Origin of the sequence: Bradyrhizobium sp. ORS 375, from assembly GCF_000239775.1 — a bacterium.
Lineage (GTDB): Bacteria > Pseudomonadota > Alphaproteobacteria > Rhizobiales > Xanthobacteraceae > Bradyrhizobium.
Window position 1 is genome coordinate 1 of sequence record NZ_CAFI01000169.1, and the last position, 17,084, is coordinate 17,084.

The window sequence follows — 17,084 nt, forward strand, 5'->3', positions numbered from 1 at the left end:
TAGCCGGACTCGGCGAGCGCCTTCTTGGCCTCCGCCATGCCGTTGCCCTTGATCAAGGTCTCGGCGCCGACATCGGTCTCCAGCGGAGTGCCGCACACGAACACAGCGCCGCAGATCTTCTGATACTTGGGGTTTCCGACCAGCGCGTCGAGCACGTCCTTCTGGTTCAGCGCCAGGAACGCCGCGCGGCGCACCTTCACGTTGTCGAACGGCGGATGCAGGAAGTTCATGCGGCCGAGCGTCTGGTAGCCGAACTTGTTGAGCACATCGATCTTGAGCTCAGGGCTCGCTTCCAGCACCGACAGCATGTCGTAGGGAAGGTTCTCCATGAAGTCGATGTCGCCGGACTGCAGCGCGTTGACCGCGGTCTGTGCGTCGGGCATCGTGATCCACTCGACGCGATCGACCTTCACCACCTTGCCGCCCGAGGTCCAGCTCGCCGGCTCCTTGCGCGGCACGTAGTCGGTGTTCTTCTCGTACACCGCCTTCACGCCCGGCTGGAATTCCGCCTTGACGAACTTGAACGGACCCGAGCCGATCTGCTCCGGGATCTGCTGGCCCTGCGGCGTCTCGGCGAGGCGCTTGGGCATCATGAACGGCACCAGCGACGAGGGCTTGGCGATCGACTCCAGCACGAGGCCGTAGGGCTCCTTCAGCTTGAGCACGATCGTCTTGGCATCCGGCGCCTCCAGACTTGCCGTGAAGTCCATCAGCTTCTGGCCCATGCCGTCATTGCGGCCCCAGCGCTTCAGCGAGGCGACGCAGTCTTCCGCCGTCACCGGCGCGCCGTCGTGCCACTTCAGGCCGTCACGCAAGGTGAAGGTGTAGGTCAGCTTGTCGTCGGAGACCTTCCAATCCGCCATCTGCGGCTGGACCTTGAAACTTGAATCGGTCGCCAGCAGCGTGTCGTAGACCATGTAGCCATGGTCGCGGGTGATGTAGGCCGTCGTGAATCCAGGATCGATCACGCGCAGGTCCGAATGCATCACCGCCGTGATGGTCTTCTTGCCGGCGGCCAGGGCCTGTGTGCTCACCGCCGTCGAGAGCGAAAGCATGGCAGCGGCGAGGCTCGTGGCGAGCGCCAGACCTTTCCGGCGCGAAATGTGGAACATTACAGCAGTCTCCTAGAAGCGATGGGTTGACCTGAAACTGATCAGACTCAGGTCATTCGTTGTGCGTGCGGGTCAATCCTTGTGCGAACTAACACGCTGTAAGTCGCGAGCTTTCGACACTTGCAGAGCATGCCTTTGGCGTCAATCCGCATTCAGTGCATGCCCCTCTCCGCTCTTCATGGCGTTAACGTCTTCATAGCTTTCGCTTTACAACGTGCACGCAACTGTCGTCTCGTAGCGCCGGATCACGACGAGACCTTGAAGAGAGCCCACATGAATCCAGCCCAACTTCCCTTTGAGACCGAAGCCATGCTGCAGGGCCTGCGCGGCTGGGTGGAGTGCGAGAGTCCGACCTGGGACGCCGCCGCCGTGGAGCGCATGCTCGACCTCGCCGCGCGCGACATGGCGATCATGGGTGCGACGATCGAGCGCATCGCCGGACGACAGGGATTCGCGGGCTGCGTGCGCGCCCGCTTCCCGCATCCGCGACAGGGCGAGCCAGGCATCCTGATCGCCGGCCACATGGATACGGTTCATCCGGTTGGAACACTGGCCAAGCTGCCGTGGCGCCGCGACGGCGGCAGATGTCATGGGCCCGGCATCTGCGACATGAAGGGCGGCAATTATCTCTCGCTCGAGGCGATCCGGCAGCTGATGAAGGCGTCGATCGCGACGCCGCTGCCCATCACGGTGCTGTTCACGCCGGACGAGGAGGTCGGCACACCCTCGACCCGCGACATCATCGAGGCCGAGGCCCGGCGCAACAAATACGTGCTGGTGCCGGAGCCCGGCCGTCCCGATAACGGCGTGGTGACCGGCCGCTATGCGATCGCGCGCTTCGATCTCGAAGCCACCGGGCGTCCCAGCCATGCCGGCGCCCGCCTCGCCGCCGGCCGTTCCGCCATCCGGGAAATGGCGCGGCAGATCCTCGCCATCGACGCGATGACCACGGAGGATTGCACCTTCTCGGTCGGCATCGTGCATGGCGGCCAATGGGTCAATTGCGTCGCCACGACCTGCACCGGCGAGGCGCTCAGCATGGCCAAGCGCCAGGCCGACCTCGACCACGGCGTCGAGCGCATGCTGGCGCTGTCGGGCACGACCGACGACGTCGCCTTCAAGGTCACCCGCGGCGTGACCCGGCCGGTGTGGGAGCCGGATTCCGGAACCATGGCGCTGTACGAGACGGCGCGGGGAATCGCCGAGCAACTCGGCATGTCCCTGCCCCACGGCTCGGCAGGCGGCGGCTCCGACGGCAACTTTACCGGCGCGCTCGGTATCCCGACGCTCGACGGCCTCGGTGTGCGCGGCGCCGACATGCACACTTTGAACGAGTACATCGAGGTCGACAGCCTGGCTGAACGCGGCCGCCTGATGGCCGCGCTGCTGGCGACGCTGGCATAGGGCCGCCTCCGATGTGACCTCGCAGCCCGCATGAGCGCAGCGGCATGCGGGGTCATCGCCGCCGCGTGCGAGACCCCGGGGGTGCTTCGCTCTCCCGGGCTACGCACCGCCTGCTGCGCAGCAGCACGGTTTCATTTTCCGGGACCGCACCGAGCAAGTGGACATTCACCTCGCCCCGCGCGCATGATGGCATGCGGCTTGCAAAGTTTCGCGCGAACGTTCGCCGCAAAGTGCCGCGACATTGTTCGCAATTGCGATGGATCGCGCTGATCACGAATCCCGTGTCATCCGCGTGCATGCGCAGACGGGCGAACACCGGAGATCTTGAAAGCAATGACCATCGGTGACATGCAGACTCACTCTCGACGCCAAGCGCGTCGTCCCCGCACCATGACCACGGTTCTCTCAAGATGATCGGTTATCTGCTTCGCCGCATCCTCGCATCCATCCCGGTGATGGGCGTGGTGGCGCTGTTCGTCTTCCTGCTGCTGCGACTGACGCCCGGCGATCCTGCCGCGATTCTCGCCGGCGACAACGCGACGCCCGAGCAGCTCGAGCGCATCCGCACCACGCTCGGCTTGAACGAGCCGCTCTACATCCAGTTCTTCACCTGGATCAATCAGCTCTTGCACGGCGATCTCGGCGTGTCGCTGATCTCCAAGGTGCCGGTGCTGCAGATGATCGGCCAGCGCATCGAGCCGTCGATCTCGGTGGCGCTCTCGACCATCATCCTGTCGATCCTGGTCGCGGTGCCGCTCGGCGTGATCGCTGCGTGGAAGCACGGCACCTGGATCGACCGCTTCGTGATGGCGCTCTCGGTGCTCGGCTTCTCGGTGCCGGTGTTCGTGATCGGCTACATCCTGATCCAGCTGTTCGCGATCAACCTGCGCTGGGTGCCCGTGCAGGGCTTCCGCAGCATCAGCGTCGGCTTCGGGCCGTTCTTCGAGCGCATCATCCTGCCGACCTGCGCGCTGTCCTTCATCTACGTTGCGCTGATCGCGCGCATGACGCGCGCCGCCATGCTCGACGTGCTCGGCGAGGATTTCGTGCGCACCGCACGCGCCAAGGGCGTCAGCGAGGTGGCGGTGCTGCTGCGCCACGCGCTGCGCAATGCCGCCGTCCCGGTCATCACCGTGATCGGCTCCGGTTTCGCGCTGCTGATCTCCGGCGTCGTCGTCACCGAGAGCGTGTTCAACCTGCCCGGCATCGGACGACTGACGGTCGACGCGGTGCTGGCGCGCGACTATCCGGTCATCCAGGGCATGATCCTGCTGACCTCGTTCATCTACCTCGCGGTCAATCTCCTGATCGACCTCGCCTACACCATCCTCGATCCACGTATCCGCTACTGAGGCCGCATCCGATGGCGATCGTTACCACTCCTGAGCCGTCGATTCCGGTCACCACGCGACTGGGGCCCCGGTTCGGCTTCCTCACCTCGACCCCGATCATCGCGGTGGCCACCGTGTGCCTGTCGCTGATCGTGATCGTCTCGATTCTCGCGCCGCTGCTGGCGCCACACGATCCGGTGCTGCTGGCGCCGGCGCAGCGGCTCAAGCCGGCGAGCGCGCAATTCCTGCTCGGCACCGATGCCTATGGCCGCGACCTGTTGTCGCGCACCATCTACGGCGGCCGCATCTCGCTGCTGGTCGGCGTCGGCGCCGCGGTCATCTCGATCGCGATCGGCCTCGTCATCGGCCTCGTCTCCGGCTTCTTCCGCTGGGTCGACGCCATCATGATGCGCGTGATGGACGGCCTGATGGCGATCCCGAGCATCCTGCTGGCGATCGCCGTGGTGTCGCTGTCCGGCGCCAGCGTCGGCACCGTCATGATCGCGATCACCATCGTCGAGATTCCCCGTGTTGCCCGCCTCGTCCGCTCGGTCGTGCTGACCGCGCGCGAGGAGCCGTATGTCGAGGCCGCGATTTCCTTGGGCACGTCGATGCCGAAGATCATGTGGCGCCATTTGATGCCGAACACGATCGCGCCGCTGATCGTCCAGGGCACCTACATCTGCGCCGCCGCGATTCTCACCGAGGCCATCCTGTCGTTCCTCGGCGCCGGCATCAGCCCGGAGACGCCGACCTGGGGCAACATCATGGCCGAGGGCCGGTCCTACTTCCAGATCAAGCCGTCGCTGATCTTCTGGCCGGGCCTCCTGCTGTCGATTGCGATCCTCTCGATCAACCTGATCGGCGACGCCGCCCGCGACGCGCTCGATCCGCGCATGAAGCAGCGCGAGGCCGGCAAGTGAAAATGATTATTTCGTCATCGCGAGCGAAGCGACGCGATCCAGGGGCCGCACCCGGAGCTCTGGATTGCTTCGTCGCTTCGCTCCTCGCAATGACGGTGGAGAAATGAACGCATGACCGATACCATCCTCGACATCGACAATCTCGTCGTCACCGTCGGCAAGACGAAGAACCCGAACGGCCCGCGCATCATCGACGGCGTCTCGATCAAGGTCGAGAAAGGCGAGACGCTGTGCGTCGTCGGCGAGAGCGGCTCCGGCAAGTCGGTGACCTCGCTGACCACCATGGGGCTGCTGCCGAAGAACGCGCTGCATCCGGTCGGCGGCAGCGTCAAGCTGGTCGGCGAAGAGCTGCTCACCGCGAGCGATCGTCGCCTGCGCGAGCTGCGCGCCACCAAGATGGCGATGATCTTCCAGGAGCCGATGACGGCGCTCAACCCGGTCGTGCCGGTCGGCCGCCAGATCGACGAGGTGCTGCGCGCGCATACGTCGCTCGATGCGCGGGCGCGGCGCAAGCGGATCCTCGACATGATGCAGCAGGTCCACCTGCCCGACGTCGAGCGCATCTTCGGCTCCTACCCGCACCGCCTGTCCGGCGGTCAGCGCCAGCGCATCATGATCGCGATGGCGCTGGTGCTCGAGCCGAAGCTGCTGATCGCCGACGAGCCGACCACCGCGCTCGACGTCACGACGCAGAAGCAGATCCTCTCCTTGATCCGCGAGCTGCAGCGCGATCACGGCACCGCGGTGCTGTTCATCACCCATGACATGGGCGTCGTCGCCGAGATCGCGGACCGCGTCGCGGTCATGCGGCAGGGCCGCCTGGTCGAGACCGGCGGGCTCGACAAGATCCTGCGCGCACCCGAGATGGACTACACGCGCAATCTGCTCGCCTCGGTGCCGAGCCTCATTCCCCGGCCGCCGCGACCCGACAGCACCGAACCGGTGGTGCTGGAGACCAACGACCTTGGCAAGGTCTATCGCGAGCGCTCCTTCATCGGCAAAGCGCGCGAGGTCGTCGCCGCGCAGAACGTCACGATCACGCTGCGCAAGGGCCGCACCCTCGGCATCGTCGGCGAGAGCGGCTCGGGCAAGTCGACCGTCGCGCGCTGCATCGTCCGCCTGATCGATCCGACTTCCGGCGGCGTCCGCCTCGCGGGCCACGAGATCTCGATCCTGACCCGCCGCCTGCTGCAGCCGCACCGCAAGCGCATCCAGATCGTCTTCCAGGATCCCTACCGCTCGCTCAATCCGCGGCTGACCGTCGGCGAGAGCATTGCCGAAGGCCCGGTCAACTACGGCACGCCGCACGACGAGGCGATGGCGCGGGCGCGCGAGCTGCTCGAGCTGGTCGGCCTGCCGGCGGACGCGATCTCGCGCTATCCGCACCAGTTCTCCGGCGGCCAGCGCCAGCGCATCGCGATTGCACGTGCGCTTGCGCTCGATCCTGACGTGCTGGTCGCCGACGAAGCGGTCTCCGCGCTCGACGTCTCCGTGCAGGCCCAGGTGCTGGAGCTGCTCGATGAGATCCAGCGCCGGCTCGGCATCGCCATCCTGTTCATCACGCATGATTTGCGCGTCGCCGCCCAGATCTGCGACGAGGTCGTCGTGATGCAGAAGGGCCGCATCGTCGAGCAGGGTCCGGCCGGCGAGATCCTGACCCACCCGAAGGAAGCCTACACCAAGTCCCTGCTCGAAGCCGCTCCGGGCCGGAACTGGGATTTTGCGAACTTCCGCCCGGTGTCGGAGGCGGTGGCGTAGCAGCGCCACCCACCGCCGTCATTCCGGGGCGTGCGCAGCACGAGCCCGGAATCATACCCACAGGCGGGTGGAGGGATGCCGGATGGTCGACGCGCGTGCTTCGCAACGCTGCTCGTGGTTATGGATTCCGGGCTCATCGCTGCGCGATGCCCCGGAATGACGCGCGGAAATAGCTGGGTCAGATCGGCGCGCCGCCATCGTGGCCCGCATGCAAAACGGCATCGCTCCTTCGCTTGCGCGGGCCGCGGGGCACAGTCTAACGTCGCCACTCCATCTCACGACCTGAGGCGAAGTGATGACGCGCGTCGCGATCGGCGGCTTCCTGCACGAGACCAACACCTTCGCGCCGACGAAAGCGGATTACGACGACTTCATGCATGGCGGCGGCCGGGCGTCCATCGCTGACGCTGCAAGCGTGATGACGACGATGCGCGGCATCAATGCGGGCCAGGCCGGGTTCATCGCGGTTGCCGAAGCGAACGGCTGGGACATCGTTCCCAGCATCGCCTGCGCGGCAAGTCCGTCGGCGCATGTCACCAAGGAGGCGTTCGAGCGCATCACCACGGTGATGGTCGACCGCATTAGGCAGGCCCTCCCGCTCGACGGCGTCTATCTCGACCTGCACGGCGCGATGGTGACCGAGCATCTCGACGATGGCGAAGGCGAGATCCTGGCACGCGTCCGCAAGGCCATCGGCCAGGACGTACCGCTGGTCGCGAGCCTCGACCTGCACGCCAACGTCACGCCGGAGATGATCGCGCATGCCGACGCGCTGATCGCCTATCGCAAATACCCGCATACCGACATGGCCGACACCGGCCGCGCCTGCGCCGAGCATCTCGCGCTGCTGCTGCGCACGAAGCAGCCGCTGGCGAAGGCGTTCCGCCAGCTGCCGTTCCTGATCCCGATCAGCTGGCAGTGCACCAACGACCAGCCGACCAAAGGCATCTACGAAAAGCTCGCCGCGATGCAGAGCGAGGCCGTCCCGACGCTGTCCTTCGCGCCGGGCTTCCCCGCCGCTGACTTCGTACATTGCGGCCCGAGCGTGTTCGCCTATGGCCGCACGCAGACCGACGCGGACGCCGCCGCGGATGCGATTGCCGCGATCGTCACCGGCCACGAGAACGATTTCGACGGCCGCATCTACACGCCCGATGAGGGCGTGCGCCATGCGATGACGCTGGCGAAGAATGCGACGCGGCCGATCGTGATCGCCGACACCCAGGACAATCCCGGCGCCGGCGGCGATTCCGACACCACCGGCATGCTGCGCGCGCTGGTGCGCAACCGCGCCAGCCGCGCCGCCATCGGCATGATCTACGATCCGCAGGCCGCGCTCGCCGCGCACGCCGCCGGTGAAGGCGCGACCGTCACGCTGTCGCTCGGCGGCAAGAGCGGCATTCCCGGCGACGCGCCGTTCGAGGAGAGCTTCATCGTCGAGACAATTTCGGATGGCCGCTTCACAGCGCCCGGCCCGTTCTATGGCGGTCGCAAGATGGAGATGGGCCCGTCGGCCTGCTTGCGCATCGGCGATGTCCGCGTGGTCGTGGCCTCGCACAAGTCCCAGCTCGCCGACCAGGAGATGTACCGCTTCGTCGGCATCGAGCCGACCGAGCAGGCGATCCTCGTCAACAAGAGCTCGGTGCATTTCCGCGCCGACTTCGAGCCGATCGCCGAACAGCTTCTGATCTGCGCTGCCCCCGGCGCGATGCCCGCCGATCCCTCCACCCTGCCCTGGGCGCGCTTGCGTCCGGGCATCCGCCTTCGCCCTAACGGTCCGGCCTTTAAAGCTTGAACCTCTCCAGGAAACGCACCCATGCCCACGATCGACCGCATCCAAGGTTACGCCGACGAGCTCACCGCCATCCGCCGCGATTTGCACGCGCATCCCGAGATCGGCTTCGAGGAGACGCGCACCTCCGGCATCGTCGCCGAGAAGCTCGCGCAATGGGGCATCGAGGTGCATCGCGGCCTCGGCGGAACCGGCGTGATCGGCGTGCTCAAGGGCAAGGGTGCCGGCACCAAGACAATCGGCCTGCGCGCGGACATGGACGCGCTGCCGATGGAGGAGAACACCAACCTCCCCTGGCGCTCGACCATTCCCGGCCGCTTCCACGGCTGCGGTCATGACGGCCACACCACGATGCTGCTCGGCACCGCGCGCTATCTGGCCGAGACGCGCAATTTCGACGGCACCGTGCATTTCATCTTCCAGCCGGCCGAGGAAGGTCTCGGCGGCGCGCGCGCGATGATCAAGGACGGCCTGTTCCAGAAGTTCCCCTGCGACGAGCTCTACGGCCTGCACAATGCGCCGGACCTGGAGCATGGCGAGATCGCGATCCTTCCCGGCCCCGCAATGGCCGGCGCCGACTTCTTCGACATCCGCATCTCCGGCTACGGCGCCCATGGCGCGATGCCCGAGCGCTCGAAGGACGCGGTGGTGATCGCCACCAGCGTCGCGCAGGCGATCCAGACCATCGTCAGCCGCAACGTCGAGCCGCTGCAGGCCGCCGTGGTCTCGATCACTCAGATCCATGCCGGCTCGGCCTACAACGTGATTCCGGGCGATGCCTGGCTGTGCGGCACCGTGCGCGCGTTCTCCGACAACGTCCGCGCGCTGGTGCGCGAGCGCATGCGCGCGATCTGCGCCGGCATGGCGGCCGCGTTCAATTGCGAGATCGACGTCGACATTCGCGACACGTTCAGCGTCCTGGTGAACCAGGAGGAGCAGTCCAAGGTCGTCGAAGAGGTCGCGCGCACCGTGGTCGAGCCGTCGAAGGTGCTGACGCGCTCGACGCCGAAGATGGGCAGCGAGGATTTCGCCGACATGCTGCAGACCATCCCGGGCGCCTATTTCTGGGTCGGCCATGACGGCTCGGTGCCGGTGCACAATCCCGGCTACGTGCTCGACGACAAGATCCTGCCGATCGGCGCCAGCATGTTCGCCCGCATCATCGAGACTCGCTTGGCGGCCGCATAGAGCCGCCTGACATACCTCAATGAGCGGGCGGCCATTCGAGACGAACTTCGGCGACGGAGGACCAGCATGCACAAGCCCGCTTCTGACGACGTCACCTCGCTGCATGATCTCTCGGCTGTCGACCTGATCGCCGGCTATCGCGCGCGCCAGTTCTCGCCATCCGAGGTGATGGACGATTTGCTGGCGCACGTCGCGGTGTGGGAGCCCGAGATCAAGGCGCTGTACCTGCTCGACGTCGACGCCGCGCGCGCCGCGGCCAGGGCTTCGACGGAGCGCTGGGCGAAGGATGAGCCGGTCGGCAGCCTCGACGGCGTGCCGGCGACGGTGAAGGACAACATCGCCACCAAAGGCCAGCCGATGCCGCTCGGCGCCGCCAGCGTCACCCGCACGCCGCTCGCGGCCGACGCGCCGCCCGTGGCGCGGCTGCGCGAAGCCGGCGCGATCATCTTCGCCAAGACCACGATGCCTGACTACGGCATGCTGTCGTCGGGCCTGTCGAGCTTCCACCCGCTGACGCGCAATCCCTGGGATCTGCGTATGAACCCCGGCGGATCCAGCGCCGGCGCCGGTGCTGCGGCCGCAGCGGGCTATGGTCCACTGCATGTCGGCACCGACATCGGCGGCTCGATCCGGCTGCCGGCCTCGTGGTGCGGCCTCGTCGGGTTGAAGCCAAGCTTCGGCCGTGTGCCGATCGATCCGCCCTATGTTGGCCGCGTCGCAGGTCCCATGACGCGCATCGTCGACGATGCCGCGCTCATGATGAGCGTGCTGTCCAAGCCCGACCGCCGCGACGGCACCAGCCTGCCGCCGTCGGATCTGCACTGGAAGGTGGCGGAGAAGCCGGTACGCAAGCTGCGCATCGGCCTGATGCTCGATCTCGGCGGTGTCGGCCAGGCGCTCGAGGAACCGGTGCGCGCGACGACGCTGGCCGCCGCGAAAGCGTTCGAGGAGGCTGGCGCTGTCATCACCGAGGTCAAGGGCTTCCTTACCCGCGAGATGCTCGACGGCCTCGACAATTTCTGGCGCGCGCGGCTGTGGGACGATCTGGTCCGGCTTGCACCGGAGGTGCGCGCGAAAACCCTGCCCTACATCCTGCAATGGGCCGAGCGCGGCGCTGCGCTCTCCGGCGTCGAGGTCGTCAGGGGCTTCAACGTCACGATGGCGCTGCGCGCGGCCGCCGCAAAGCTGTTCTGCGACTACGACTACATCATCTCGCCGGTCTCGCCCAGCGTGAAATTCCCGGCCGAGTTCGCCTCGCCGGTCAACGATCCCCAAGCACCGTTCGAGCACATCACCTACACCGTGCCGTGGAACATGTCGGAGAACCCGGCAATCTCCGTCAACGCCGGCTACGACGCCGACGGCTTCCCGATCGGCCTGCAAATCGTCGGCCGCCGCTTCGACGACGTCGGCGTCTTGGGAATGGCCAAGACGTTCGAAGGCTTGCGCGGCGAGCAGCGGCCGTGGCCGAAGGCGCCCTCGTGAGGCGTGGCACACGCACTCCCTCCTCCGTCATTGCGAGCGAAGCGAAGCAATCCAAGGTCCCGCCCACGGCCCTGGATTGCTTCGCTTCGCTCGCAATGACGCGGAGAGAGCGTGTGCGACATCGCCGCTGCGTCGCGTGCTGGGAGGGCCATGCCTAGCGCGGTGCTTTTGCCCGCCCTGCGGAATGCCGTCACGATTTGACGGCGCCTCGTACCGAACTATTGTATCACCACCGCTGACCTTACTCGTCGTCATTCCGGGGCGTGCGAACCACGAGCCCGGAATCCATACTCTCGATCGTGGTTATGGATTTCGGGCCTGCGCCCAAGAGGGCGCATCCCGGAATGACGGCGGAGATTGTGGCACGAGCAACCAACTAACAAACGCCACGACAACAACATCAGGAAACGCTCATGGCCTACCAGACAATCCTCTACGACGTCGCCGACAAGATCCTCACCATCACCTTGAACCGTCCGGAGAAGCTGAACGCTTTCACCGGCACGATGATGGAGGAGCTGATCGACGCCTTCGACCGCGCCGACAAGGATGACGGCGTCAGGGCTATCATCGTCACCGGGTCGGGCCGCGCGTTCTGCGCAGGCGCGGACCTCTCGTCCGGCGCCGACACGTTCGACCGCGATGCCAAGCGCGGGCCGGTGAAGCGGCATGCCGATGGCAGCGTCGACTATTCCGATCCGCAGGTCCGCGACGGCGGCGGCCAGGTGACGTTGCGGATCTTCAAATCGCTGAAACCCGTCATTGCCGCGGTCAACGGTCCCGCCGTCGGCATCGGCGTCACCATGCAGCTCGCGATGGACATCCGCATCGCCTCGGAGGCGGCGCGGTTCGGCTTCGTGTTCTCCCAGCGCGGCATCGTGCCGGAAGCGGCGTCGAGCTGGTTCCTGCCGCGCATCGTCGGCATCTCGCAGGCGCTGGAATGGTGCTACACCGGCCGCGTGTTCCCGGCGCAGGAGGCGCTCGCCGGCCGCCTCGTCAGCAAGGTGGTGCCGCCGGACGAGCTGCTGCCGACAGCGCGTGCGCTGGCCCGCGAGATCGCAGACAAGACCGCGCCGGTGTCGGTCGCGCTGATCCGCCAGATGATGTGGCGCATGATGGGCGCCGACGATCCGATGGAGGCGCACAAGGTCGACAGCCGCGGCATCTACGCGCGCGGACGCTCGGATGACGTCAAGGAAGGCGTGGTGTCGTTCCTGCAGAAGCGTCCGGCGCAGTTCAAGAACACGGTGACGGCTGACATGCCGGACTATTTCCCATGGTGGGACGAGCGGGAGTATAAGTAGTTGTTGCCCGCGCTCGCGCGACATATTCCGCTGTCGTCCCGGCCTTGAGCCGGGACCCATAGCCACCGTCTTGGGTTTGGCGAAGAACGACGCTCAGGGTGCCACGAGACGGATCACGCGGTATGGGTCCCGGCTCAAGGCCGGGACGACACCGTGGGTGTGGCTTCACTCCATCACCAGCGCGACCCGACCGATCGCCTTGCGATCGATCAGCAGACGCATCGCTGCTGCATAATCCTCGAATGGCACGCGATGCGACACGTTGGGGCGCAGCTTGCCCTGCTCGGCGAACTCGAGCAGCGCAGCCATCCGCCGCTCGCCGAGCGCGGGATCCTTGCGAACCGCCTCTCCGGCGCGGACGCCGAGCACGCTGGCGCCCTTCATCAGGATCAGGTTGGTGCGCGCCAGGCCAATGCCGCCGGTGAAGCCGATGACGAGCAGCCGCGCGCCCCAGGCGATGCAGCGCACGCTGTTCTCGAACACCTCGCCGCCAACCGGATCGAACACCACGTCGACGCCGCGGCCGTCGGTGATGCGTTTGACGGCGTCGCGGAACGGCTCGCGCGCATACAACACGAGATGATCGGCGCCGCGGGCGCGGGCGACCGCGAGCTTCTCCTCCGATGACGCCGCAGCGATCACCGTGGCGCCAAGCAGCTTGCCAAGCTCCACCGCCGCAAGGCCGACGCCGCCGCCGGCACCATGCACCAGCAGCGTCTCACCGGGCTTGAGCTGGCCGCGATCGACCAGCGCATGATGCGCGGTGCCGTGGCCGGCAAGATAGGTCGCGCCCTCCGCATAGTCGAAGGGCGCCGGCAGCGGCGTGAGCTGGCCGGCCGCGACCACCGCCTCCTCGGCATAGGCACCGAAGCGCATCCGCACGATCACCTTGTCGCCGACGGCGCGATCCGCCACCCCTGGCCCGATCTCGACCACGTCACCGGCCGCCTCGACGCCCGGCGTGAACGGCAGCTCCGGCTTGAGCTGATACTCGCCCGCGGCCATCAGAATATCCGGAAAATTGATGCCGGCGGCGCGGATCTTCACCCGCACCTCGGTGTCGCCGAGGGGACGCGACGGCAGCTCTTCGAGCCCGAGCTTCTCCGGCGACCCGAGCTCGCGGCAGACGATCGCGCGCGGCATCAGGCCGCCTTCCGCTTCGCCAGCGCCTCGCGGATCAACGGCAGCCGGTCGTTGCCGAAATACATGTCATTGACATCAACGAAGATCGTCGGCGAGCCGAAGCCGCCGCGCTTGACGACCTCCTCGGTGTTGATGCGGAGCTGATCCTTGATGCCCTGCTGCGCGATGCCGTCGAACAACGCCTTGGGATCGATGCCGACGCGCCTGCACACTTCGGTGAGCACCGCATCCTGCGAAATGTCCTGGTCCTCGCCCCAATAGATCTCGAACACGGCGCGCGCGAACGGCACCATGTCCTGCCCCAGCCAGATGCAGCCGCGCATCGCCTTGACGCTGTTCACCGGAAACACCGACGGCGGCATCTTGATCTTCAGTCCGGCCGAGCGCGACCAGTCGGCGAGGTCCTTCAGCATGTAGGCCGCCTTGGCCGGCACCGGCTTCTCGCGCTGCGCATAGACACTGGGGTTGATCGTGTTGAAGATGCCGCCGACAAGGATCGGCCGCCAGACGATGTCGACGCCGAACTCCTTTGCCAGGGGCTGGATGTTGTGGAAGGCGAGATAGGTCCAGGGGCTGGAGCAGTCGAAGAAGAATTCGATCATCGTGTGTCCTCAAGGTCTCTATGAATTTGTCATCGAGAGTGCCGATTCATTCAGACTATTCGTGCGGCCTCTGGATTGCTTCGCTGCGCTCGCAATGACGGCGGAGGGAGCTGGCATCTCACTCTCTCTCCGTCATTGCGAGGAGCGAAGCGACGAAGCAATCCAGGGGCTACGAGGCACAGTCTGGACAGTCTGGCACCACTCCCCTCGCGACGCCGTGGAGCTCACTCACGATCTCCCCGTCATCTCCTTCGCACGGGCGCCGAACATCACGTGGCGGATCTCGTCGTTGAACGGCTCCTTGACGAACTTGCCGATCGCGAGCCCCGCCTGCAGCTTCGGCCGCGCGCGCAATGTCGCGTACCAGCGCTTGATGTTGGGATAGTCCTCGAGCGAAAAGCCCTGCGCCTTGTGCGTCATCATCCACGGGAAGCAGGCAATGTCGGCGATCGTGTAGTCGTCGCCGGCGACGTAGGCACCGGTCTTGCCGAGCTGCACATCGAGCACGTGGAACAACCTCGCGACCTCGTCGCGGTAGCGCTGGATCGCGTACGGAATCTTCTCGGCCGCGTACAGCGCGAAATGGCCGTGCTGCCCCATCATCGGCCCGAGCCCGGCCATCTGCCACATCACCCATTGGATCACACGAGAGCGCCCGCGAACGTCCTGCGGCAGAAAACGTCCGGTCTTGTCGGCGAGGTAGATCAGGATGGCGCCGGTCTCGAACACCGGGAACGGCTCGCCGCGGTCCGCCGGCGCGTGGTCGACGATCGCCGGAATGCGGTTGTTCGGGCTGATCGCCAGAAACTCCGGCTTGAACTGCTCGCCGGCGCGGATGTCGACGGGAATGACGGTATAAGGCAGCCCGAGTTCCTCGAGCATGATCGAGATCTTCCAGCCGTTCGGCGTCGGCGCGTAATGGAGGTCGATCATGCCTCTTCCAAGTCCTTCCCCATTCTGGACCATTATGCCGCGCTGCGGAACGCGCGCCGGCCTTGGTTCTTTCTGTACCTGACAGTTAAGCCATGGCAGACAGGCGCTCAAGCCTGACCGCCCCTATGCCGACGGAGTTCGACCATGCTGTTTCCATCGACCATCGCAGGATCGCTGCCCAAGCCGGAATGGCTGGCCGAGCCGAACGTGCTGTGGGCGCCGTGGAAGTCGAAGGGCGACGAGCTCGCCCGCGCCAAGCGCGATGCCACCATCCTGGCGCTGAAGCTGCAGGAGGATTCCGGCATCGACATCCTCACGGAGGGCGAGCAGTCGCGGCAGCATTTCGTGCACGGTTTCCTGGAGCGCGTCGAGGGCATCGACTTCGCGCACAAGGTCGAGATGGGCATCCGCAAGGATCGCTACAAGGCGATGGTGCCGCAGGTCGTGGCGCCGCTGTCGCTGAAGGGCCGCGTCCATGGCGACGAGGCGCGGATCGCGCGCACGCACACGACACGCGCACTGAAGTTCACGCTGCCCGGGCCGATGACGATCATCGACACCATCGCCGACAACTACTACGGCGACCGCGTCAAGATGGCGTTCGCCTTCGCCGAGTTGTTGAACCAGGAAGCCAAGGCGCTGCACGACGACGGCATCGACATGATCCAGTTCGACGAGCCCGCCTTCAACGTCTACATGGACGAGGTGCGCGACTGGGGCATCAAGGCACTGGAGCGCGCGGCCGAGGGTCTCACCTGCCCGACCGCCGTCCACATCTGCTACGGCTACGGCATCAAGGCCAACACCGACTGGAAGGAGACGCTCGGCAGCGAGTGGCGGCAATACGAGGAGACCTTCCCGGTCATCGACGCCAGCAGCATCCAGCAGGTCGCGGTCGAATGCCGCAATTCAAAGGTGCCGATCGAGCTGCTCGGCCTGCTCAAGAACAAGATCGTGCAGGCCGGCGTCATCGACGTCGCCAGCGACGCGATCGAGACCGCCGAGGACGTCTGCAAGACGCTCGAGGACGTCATGAAGGTTGTGCCGAAGGAGAACATCATCGCCACCACGAACTGCGGCATGGCCCCGATGCGGCGCGAGGTCGCAGAGGCCAAGCTGATGGCGCTCGGCACCGGCGCGAAGCTCGCGCGGCAAAGGTTCGCGTAAATCGCCTCATCCGGCGATTGGCGGCCGCCAATCGCCGGCCCGCGCGTCCCCAAGGGGAAGCGCTTGCGTGAGCCGTCGAGCGTCGCAGCTCGCGCTATGCACCCCAGGGCCCGTTAGCCCAGCTCAGCAGGACGCTGCCGGTCCACAGATCGACCCGCGCATTGGTAGTTAAATACCAACTCTGCAGCATTCGCGATGCAGTGTGTCTTTGCTGTTCTTGACAAGGTGTGTCCCGACATTTCATCTCGGGAACTACACGTTTCGCGTGAATTCTTTGCCACCGAAATCAATTCGGATCTGACGTCTGCCTTCATTGCTGGGGAATGAGATGGCTTGCTTTGCGAGAACGACGCCTGCTGCGCGCAAGGCAAAGCCGCGGCATTGGCTGGCCATGTCGCTCCTCCTTGCCGGCACGATGCTCAGCACGCAGGCGCTGGCAATCGACGTCGCCAACCAGGCCGACTGGAATACGGCCGTCGCGGCCGTCGCAGCCGCCGGCGCCAACTCGACCGTCAGCATCAACTTCACCAGCGGCTTCACCCTGTCGAGTTCGCTGGCGCAGCTGCAGGCCGCCAATGCCAACGTCACGGTGAACATCACCGGCAACGGCCAGATCATCGACGGCTCTTCGACCTTTCAGGGCATCGTCGTCAATGGCGCCAACGGGCCGACCGTCAACATCTCGAATCTGGCGATCACCAACACCGCCGCGATCGGCGGCAACGGCACCAACGGCCAGGCCGGCTACTACAACAGCAGCCTGTCCTATGGCGCTGGCGGCGGCGGCGCTGGCGGCCTCGGTGCCGGCGGGGGCCTGCTTGTGCTCGGCGGCGCCAATGTCACGCTGGCCGGAGTGACTTTCACCGGCACCACCGCGACCGGCGGCAATGGCGGCGCTGGCGGCAGCGCCCAGAATACCGCCCCCGCCGGCAATGGCGGCGA

General features: G+C 66.1%; 14 protein-coding genes. 10 read left to right on the forward strand and 4 right to left on the reverse strand.

Features of this window, described 5'->3' with window-relative positions:
* Positions 1-1,112, reverse strand: a 1,112-nt coding sequence (locus BRAO375_RS14485; protein WP_035640329.1) for an ABC transporter substrate-binding protein, incomplete at its 3' end; no start/stop codon positions are given.
* Between the two features lie 273 nt (positions 1,113-1,385).
* Between BRAO375_RS14485 and BRAO375_RS14490 the strand changes: the two genes are divergently transcribed.
* From BRAO375_RS14490 to BRAO375_RS14525, 8 genes are all read left to right on the forward strand, one after another.
* Positions 1,386-2,516, forward strand: a complete 1,131-nt coding sequence (locus BRAO375_RS14490; RefSeq protein WP_009028221.1) for a M20/M25/M40 family metallo-hydrolase — start codon at positions 1,386-1,388, stop codon at positions 2,514-2,516.
* Positions 2,517-2,926: 410 nt separating this feature from the next.
* Positions 2,927-3,868 (forward strand): ABC transporter permease, encoded by a 942-nt coding sequence (locus BRAO375_RS14495; protein ID WP_009028222.1) that lies wholly within the window; start codon positions 2,927-2,929, stop codon positions 3,866-3,868.
* Positions 3,869-3,879: 11 nt separating this feature from the next.
* Positions 3,880-4,770, forward strand: coding sequence for an ABC transporter permease (locus tag BRAO375_RS14500; protein WP_009028223.1), 891 nt, complete (start codon positions 3,880-3,882; stop codon positions 4,768-4,770).
* A 111-nt stretch (positions 4,771-4,881) separates the two neighbouring features.
* The gene (locus BRAO375_RS14505; protein ID WP_009028224.1) at positions 4,882-6,528 is read left to right on the forward strand and encodes an ABC transporter ATP-binding protein; all 1,647 of its coding nucleotides are present in this window, start codon (positions 4,882-4,884) and stop codon (positions 6,526-6,528) included.
* A 295-nt stretch (positions 6,529-6,823) separates the two neighbouring features.
* Complete coding sequence (locus tag BRAO375_RS14510; protein ID WP_009028225.1) at positions 6,824-8,323, forward strand: M81 family metallopeptidase; 1,500 nt, start codon at positions 6,824-6,826, stop codon at positions 8,321-8,323.
* A 21-nt stretch (positions 8,324-8,344) separates the two neighbouring features.
* On the forward strand, positions 8,345-9,508 hold the full coding sequence (locus tag BRAO375_RS14515) for a M20 aminoacylase family protein (protein WP_009028226.1): 1,164 nt from the start codon (positions 8,345-8,347) through the stop codon (positions 9,506-9,508).
* A gap of 66 nt (positions 9,509-9,574) precedes the next feature.
* Positions 9,575-10,993, forward strand: coding sequence for an amidase (locus BRAO375_RS14520; protein ID WP_009028227.1), 1,419 nt, complete (start codon positions 9,575-9,577; stop codon positions 10,991-10,993).
* 413 nt (positions 10,994-11,406) lie between these two features.
* Positions 11,407-12,297 carry a crotonase/enoyl-CoA hydratase family protein gene (locus BRAO375_RS14525; RefSeq protein ID WP_009028228.1) on the forward strand — a complete coding sequence of 297 codons (891 nt, stop codon included), beginning with the start codon at positions 11,407-11,409 and terminating at the stop codon, positions 12,295-12,297.
* Positions 12,298-12,462: 165 nt separating this feature from the next.
* Here BRAO375_RS14525 and BRAO375_RS14530 read toward each other — a convergent pair whose 3' ends face one another.
* From BRAO375_RS14530 to BRAO375_RS14540, 3 genes are all read right to left on the reverse strand, one after another.
* Positions 12,463-13,440, reverse strand: a complete 978-nt coding sequence (locus BRAO375_RS14530) for an NADPH:quinone oxidoreductase family protein (RefSeq protein ID WP_009028229.1) — start codon at positions 13,438-13,440, stop codon at positions 12,463-12,465.
* Positions 13,440-14,042 carry a 2-hydroxychromene-2-carboxylate isomerase gene (locus tag BRAO375_RS14535; RefSeq protein ID WP_009028230.1) on the reverse strand — a complete coding sequence of 201 codons (603 nt, stop codon included), beginning with the start codon at positions 14,040-14,042 and terminating at the stop codon, positions 13,440-13,442. Before BRAO375_RS14535 ends, BRAO375_RS14530 begins: the two co-directional genes overlap by 1 nt.
* A 228-nt stretch (positions 14,043-14,270) precedes the next feature.
* Positions 14,271-14,975, reverse strand: coding sequence for a glutathione binding-like protein (locus BRAO375_RS14540; protein WP_009028231.1), 705 nt, complete (start codon positions 14,973-14,975; stop codon positions 14,271-14,273).
* A 144-nt stretch (positions 14,976-15,119) separates the two neighbouring features.
* On the opposite strand from BRAO375_RS14540, the gene BRAO375_RS14545 reads away from it, so the two are divergent.
* Positions 15,120-16,142, forward strand: a complete 1,023-nt coding sequence (locus BRAO375_RS14545) for a methionine synthase (RefSeq protein ID WP_009028232.1) — start codon at positions 15,120-15,122, stop codon at positions 16,140-16,142.
* 391 nt (positions 16,143-16,533) lie between these two features.
* Positions 16,534-17,084 (forward strand): pectate lyase-like adhesive domain-containing protein (locus BRAO375_RS14550; protein ID WP_349545983.1); only part of this gene is annotated, 551 nt, incomplete at its 3' end.

Bases quoted from the DNA above. Each gene is read 5' to 3' on its own strand.
- BRAO375_RS14530 (WP_009028229.1), bottom strand. From the start codon at position 13,440: ATGCCGCGCGCGATCGTCTGCCGCGAGCTCGGGTCGCCGGAGAAGCTC.
- BRAO375_RS14535 (WP_009028230.1), bottom strand. From the start codon at position 14,042: ATGATCGAATTCTTCTTCGACTGCTCCAGCCCCTGGACCTATCTCGCC.
- BRAO375_RS14525 (WP_009028228.1), top strand. From the start codon at position 11,407: ATGGCCTACCAGACAATCCTCTACGACGTCGCCGACAAGATCCTCACC.
- BRAO375_RS14495 (WP_009028222.1), top strand. From the start codon at position 2,927: ATGATCGGTTATCTGCTTCGCCGCATCCTCGCATCCATCCCGGTGATG.
- BRAO375_RS14520 (WP_009028227.1), top strand. From the start codon at position 9,575: ATGCACAAGCCCGCTTCTGACGACGTCACCTCGCTGCATGATCTCTCG.
- BRAO375_RS14505 (WP_009028224.1), top strand. From the start codon at position 4,882: ATGACCGATACCATCCTCGACATCGACAATCTCGTCGTCACCGTCGGC.
- BRAO375_RS14540 (WP_009028231.1), bottom strand. From the start codon at position 14,975: ATGATCGACCTCCATTACGCGCCGACGCCGAACGGCTGGAAGATCTCG.
- BRAO375_RS14545 (WP_009028232.1), top strand. From the start codon at position 15,120: ATGCTGTTTCCATCGACCATCGCAGGATCGCTGCCCAAGCCGGAATGG.
- BRAO375_RS14490 (WP_009028221.1), top strand. From the start codon at position 1,386: ATGAATCCAGCCCAACTTCCCTTTGAGACCGAAGCCATGCTGCAGGGC.
- BRAO375_RS14515 (WP_009028226.1), top strand. From the start codon at position 8,345: ATGCCCACGATCGACCGCATCCAAGGTTACGCCGACGAGCTCACCGCC.
- BRAO375_RS14510 (WP_009028225.1), top strand. From the start codon at position 6,824: ATGACGCGCGTCGCGATCGGCGGCTTCCTGCACGAGACCAACACCTTC.
- BRAO375_RS14500 (WP_009028223.1), top strand. From the start codon at position 3,880: ATGGCGATCGTTACCACTCCTGAGCCGTCGATTCCGGTCACCACGCGA.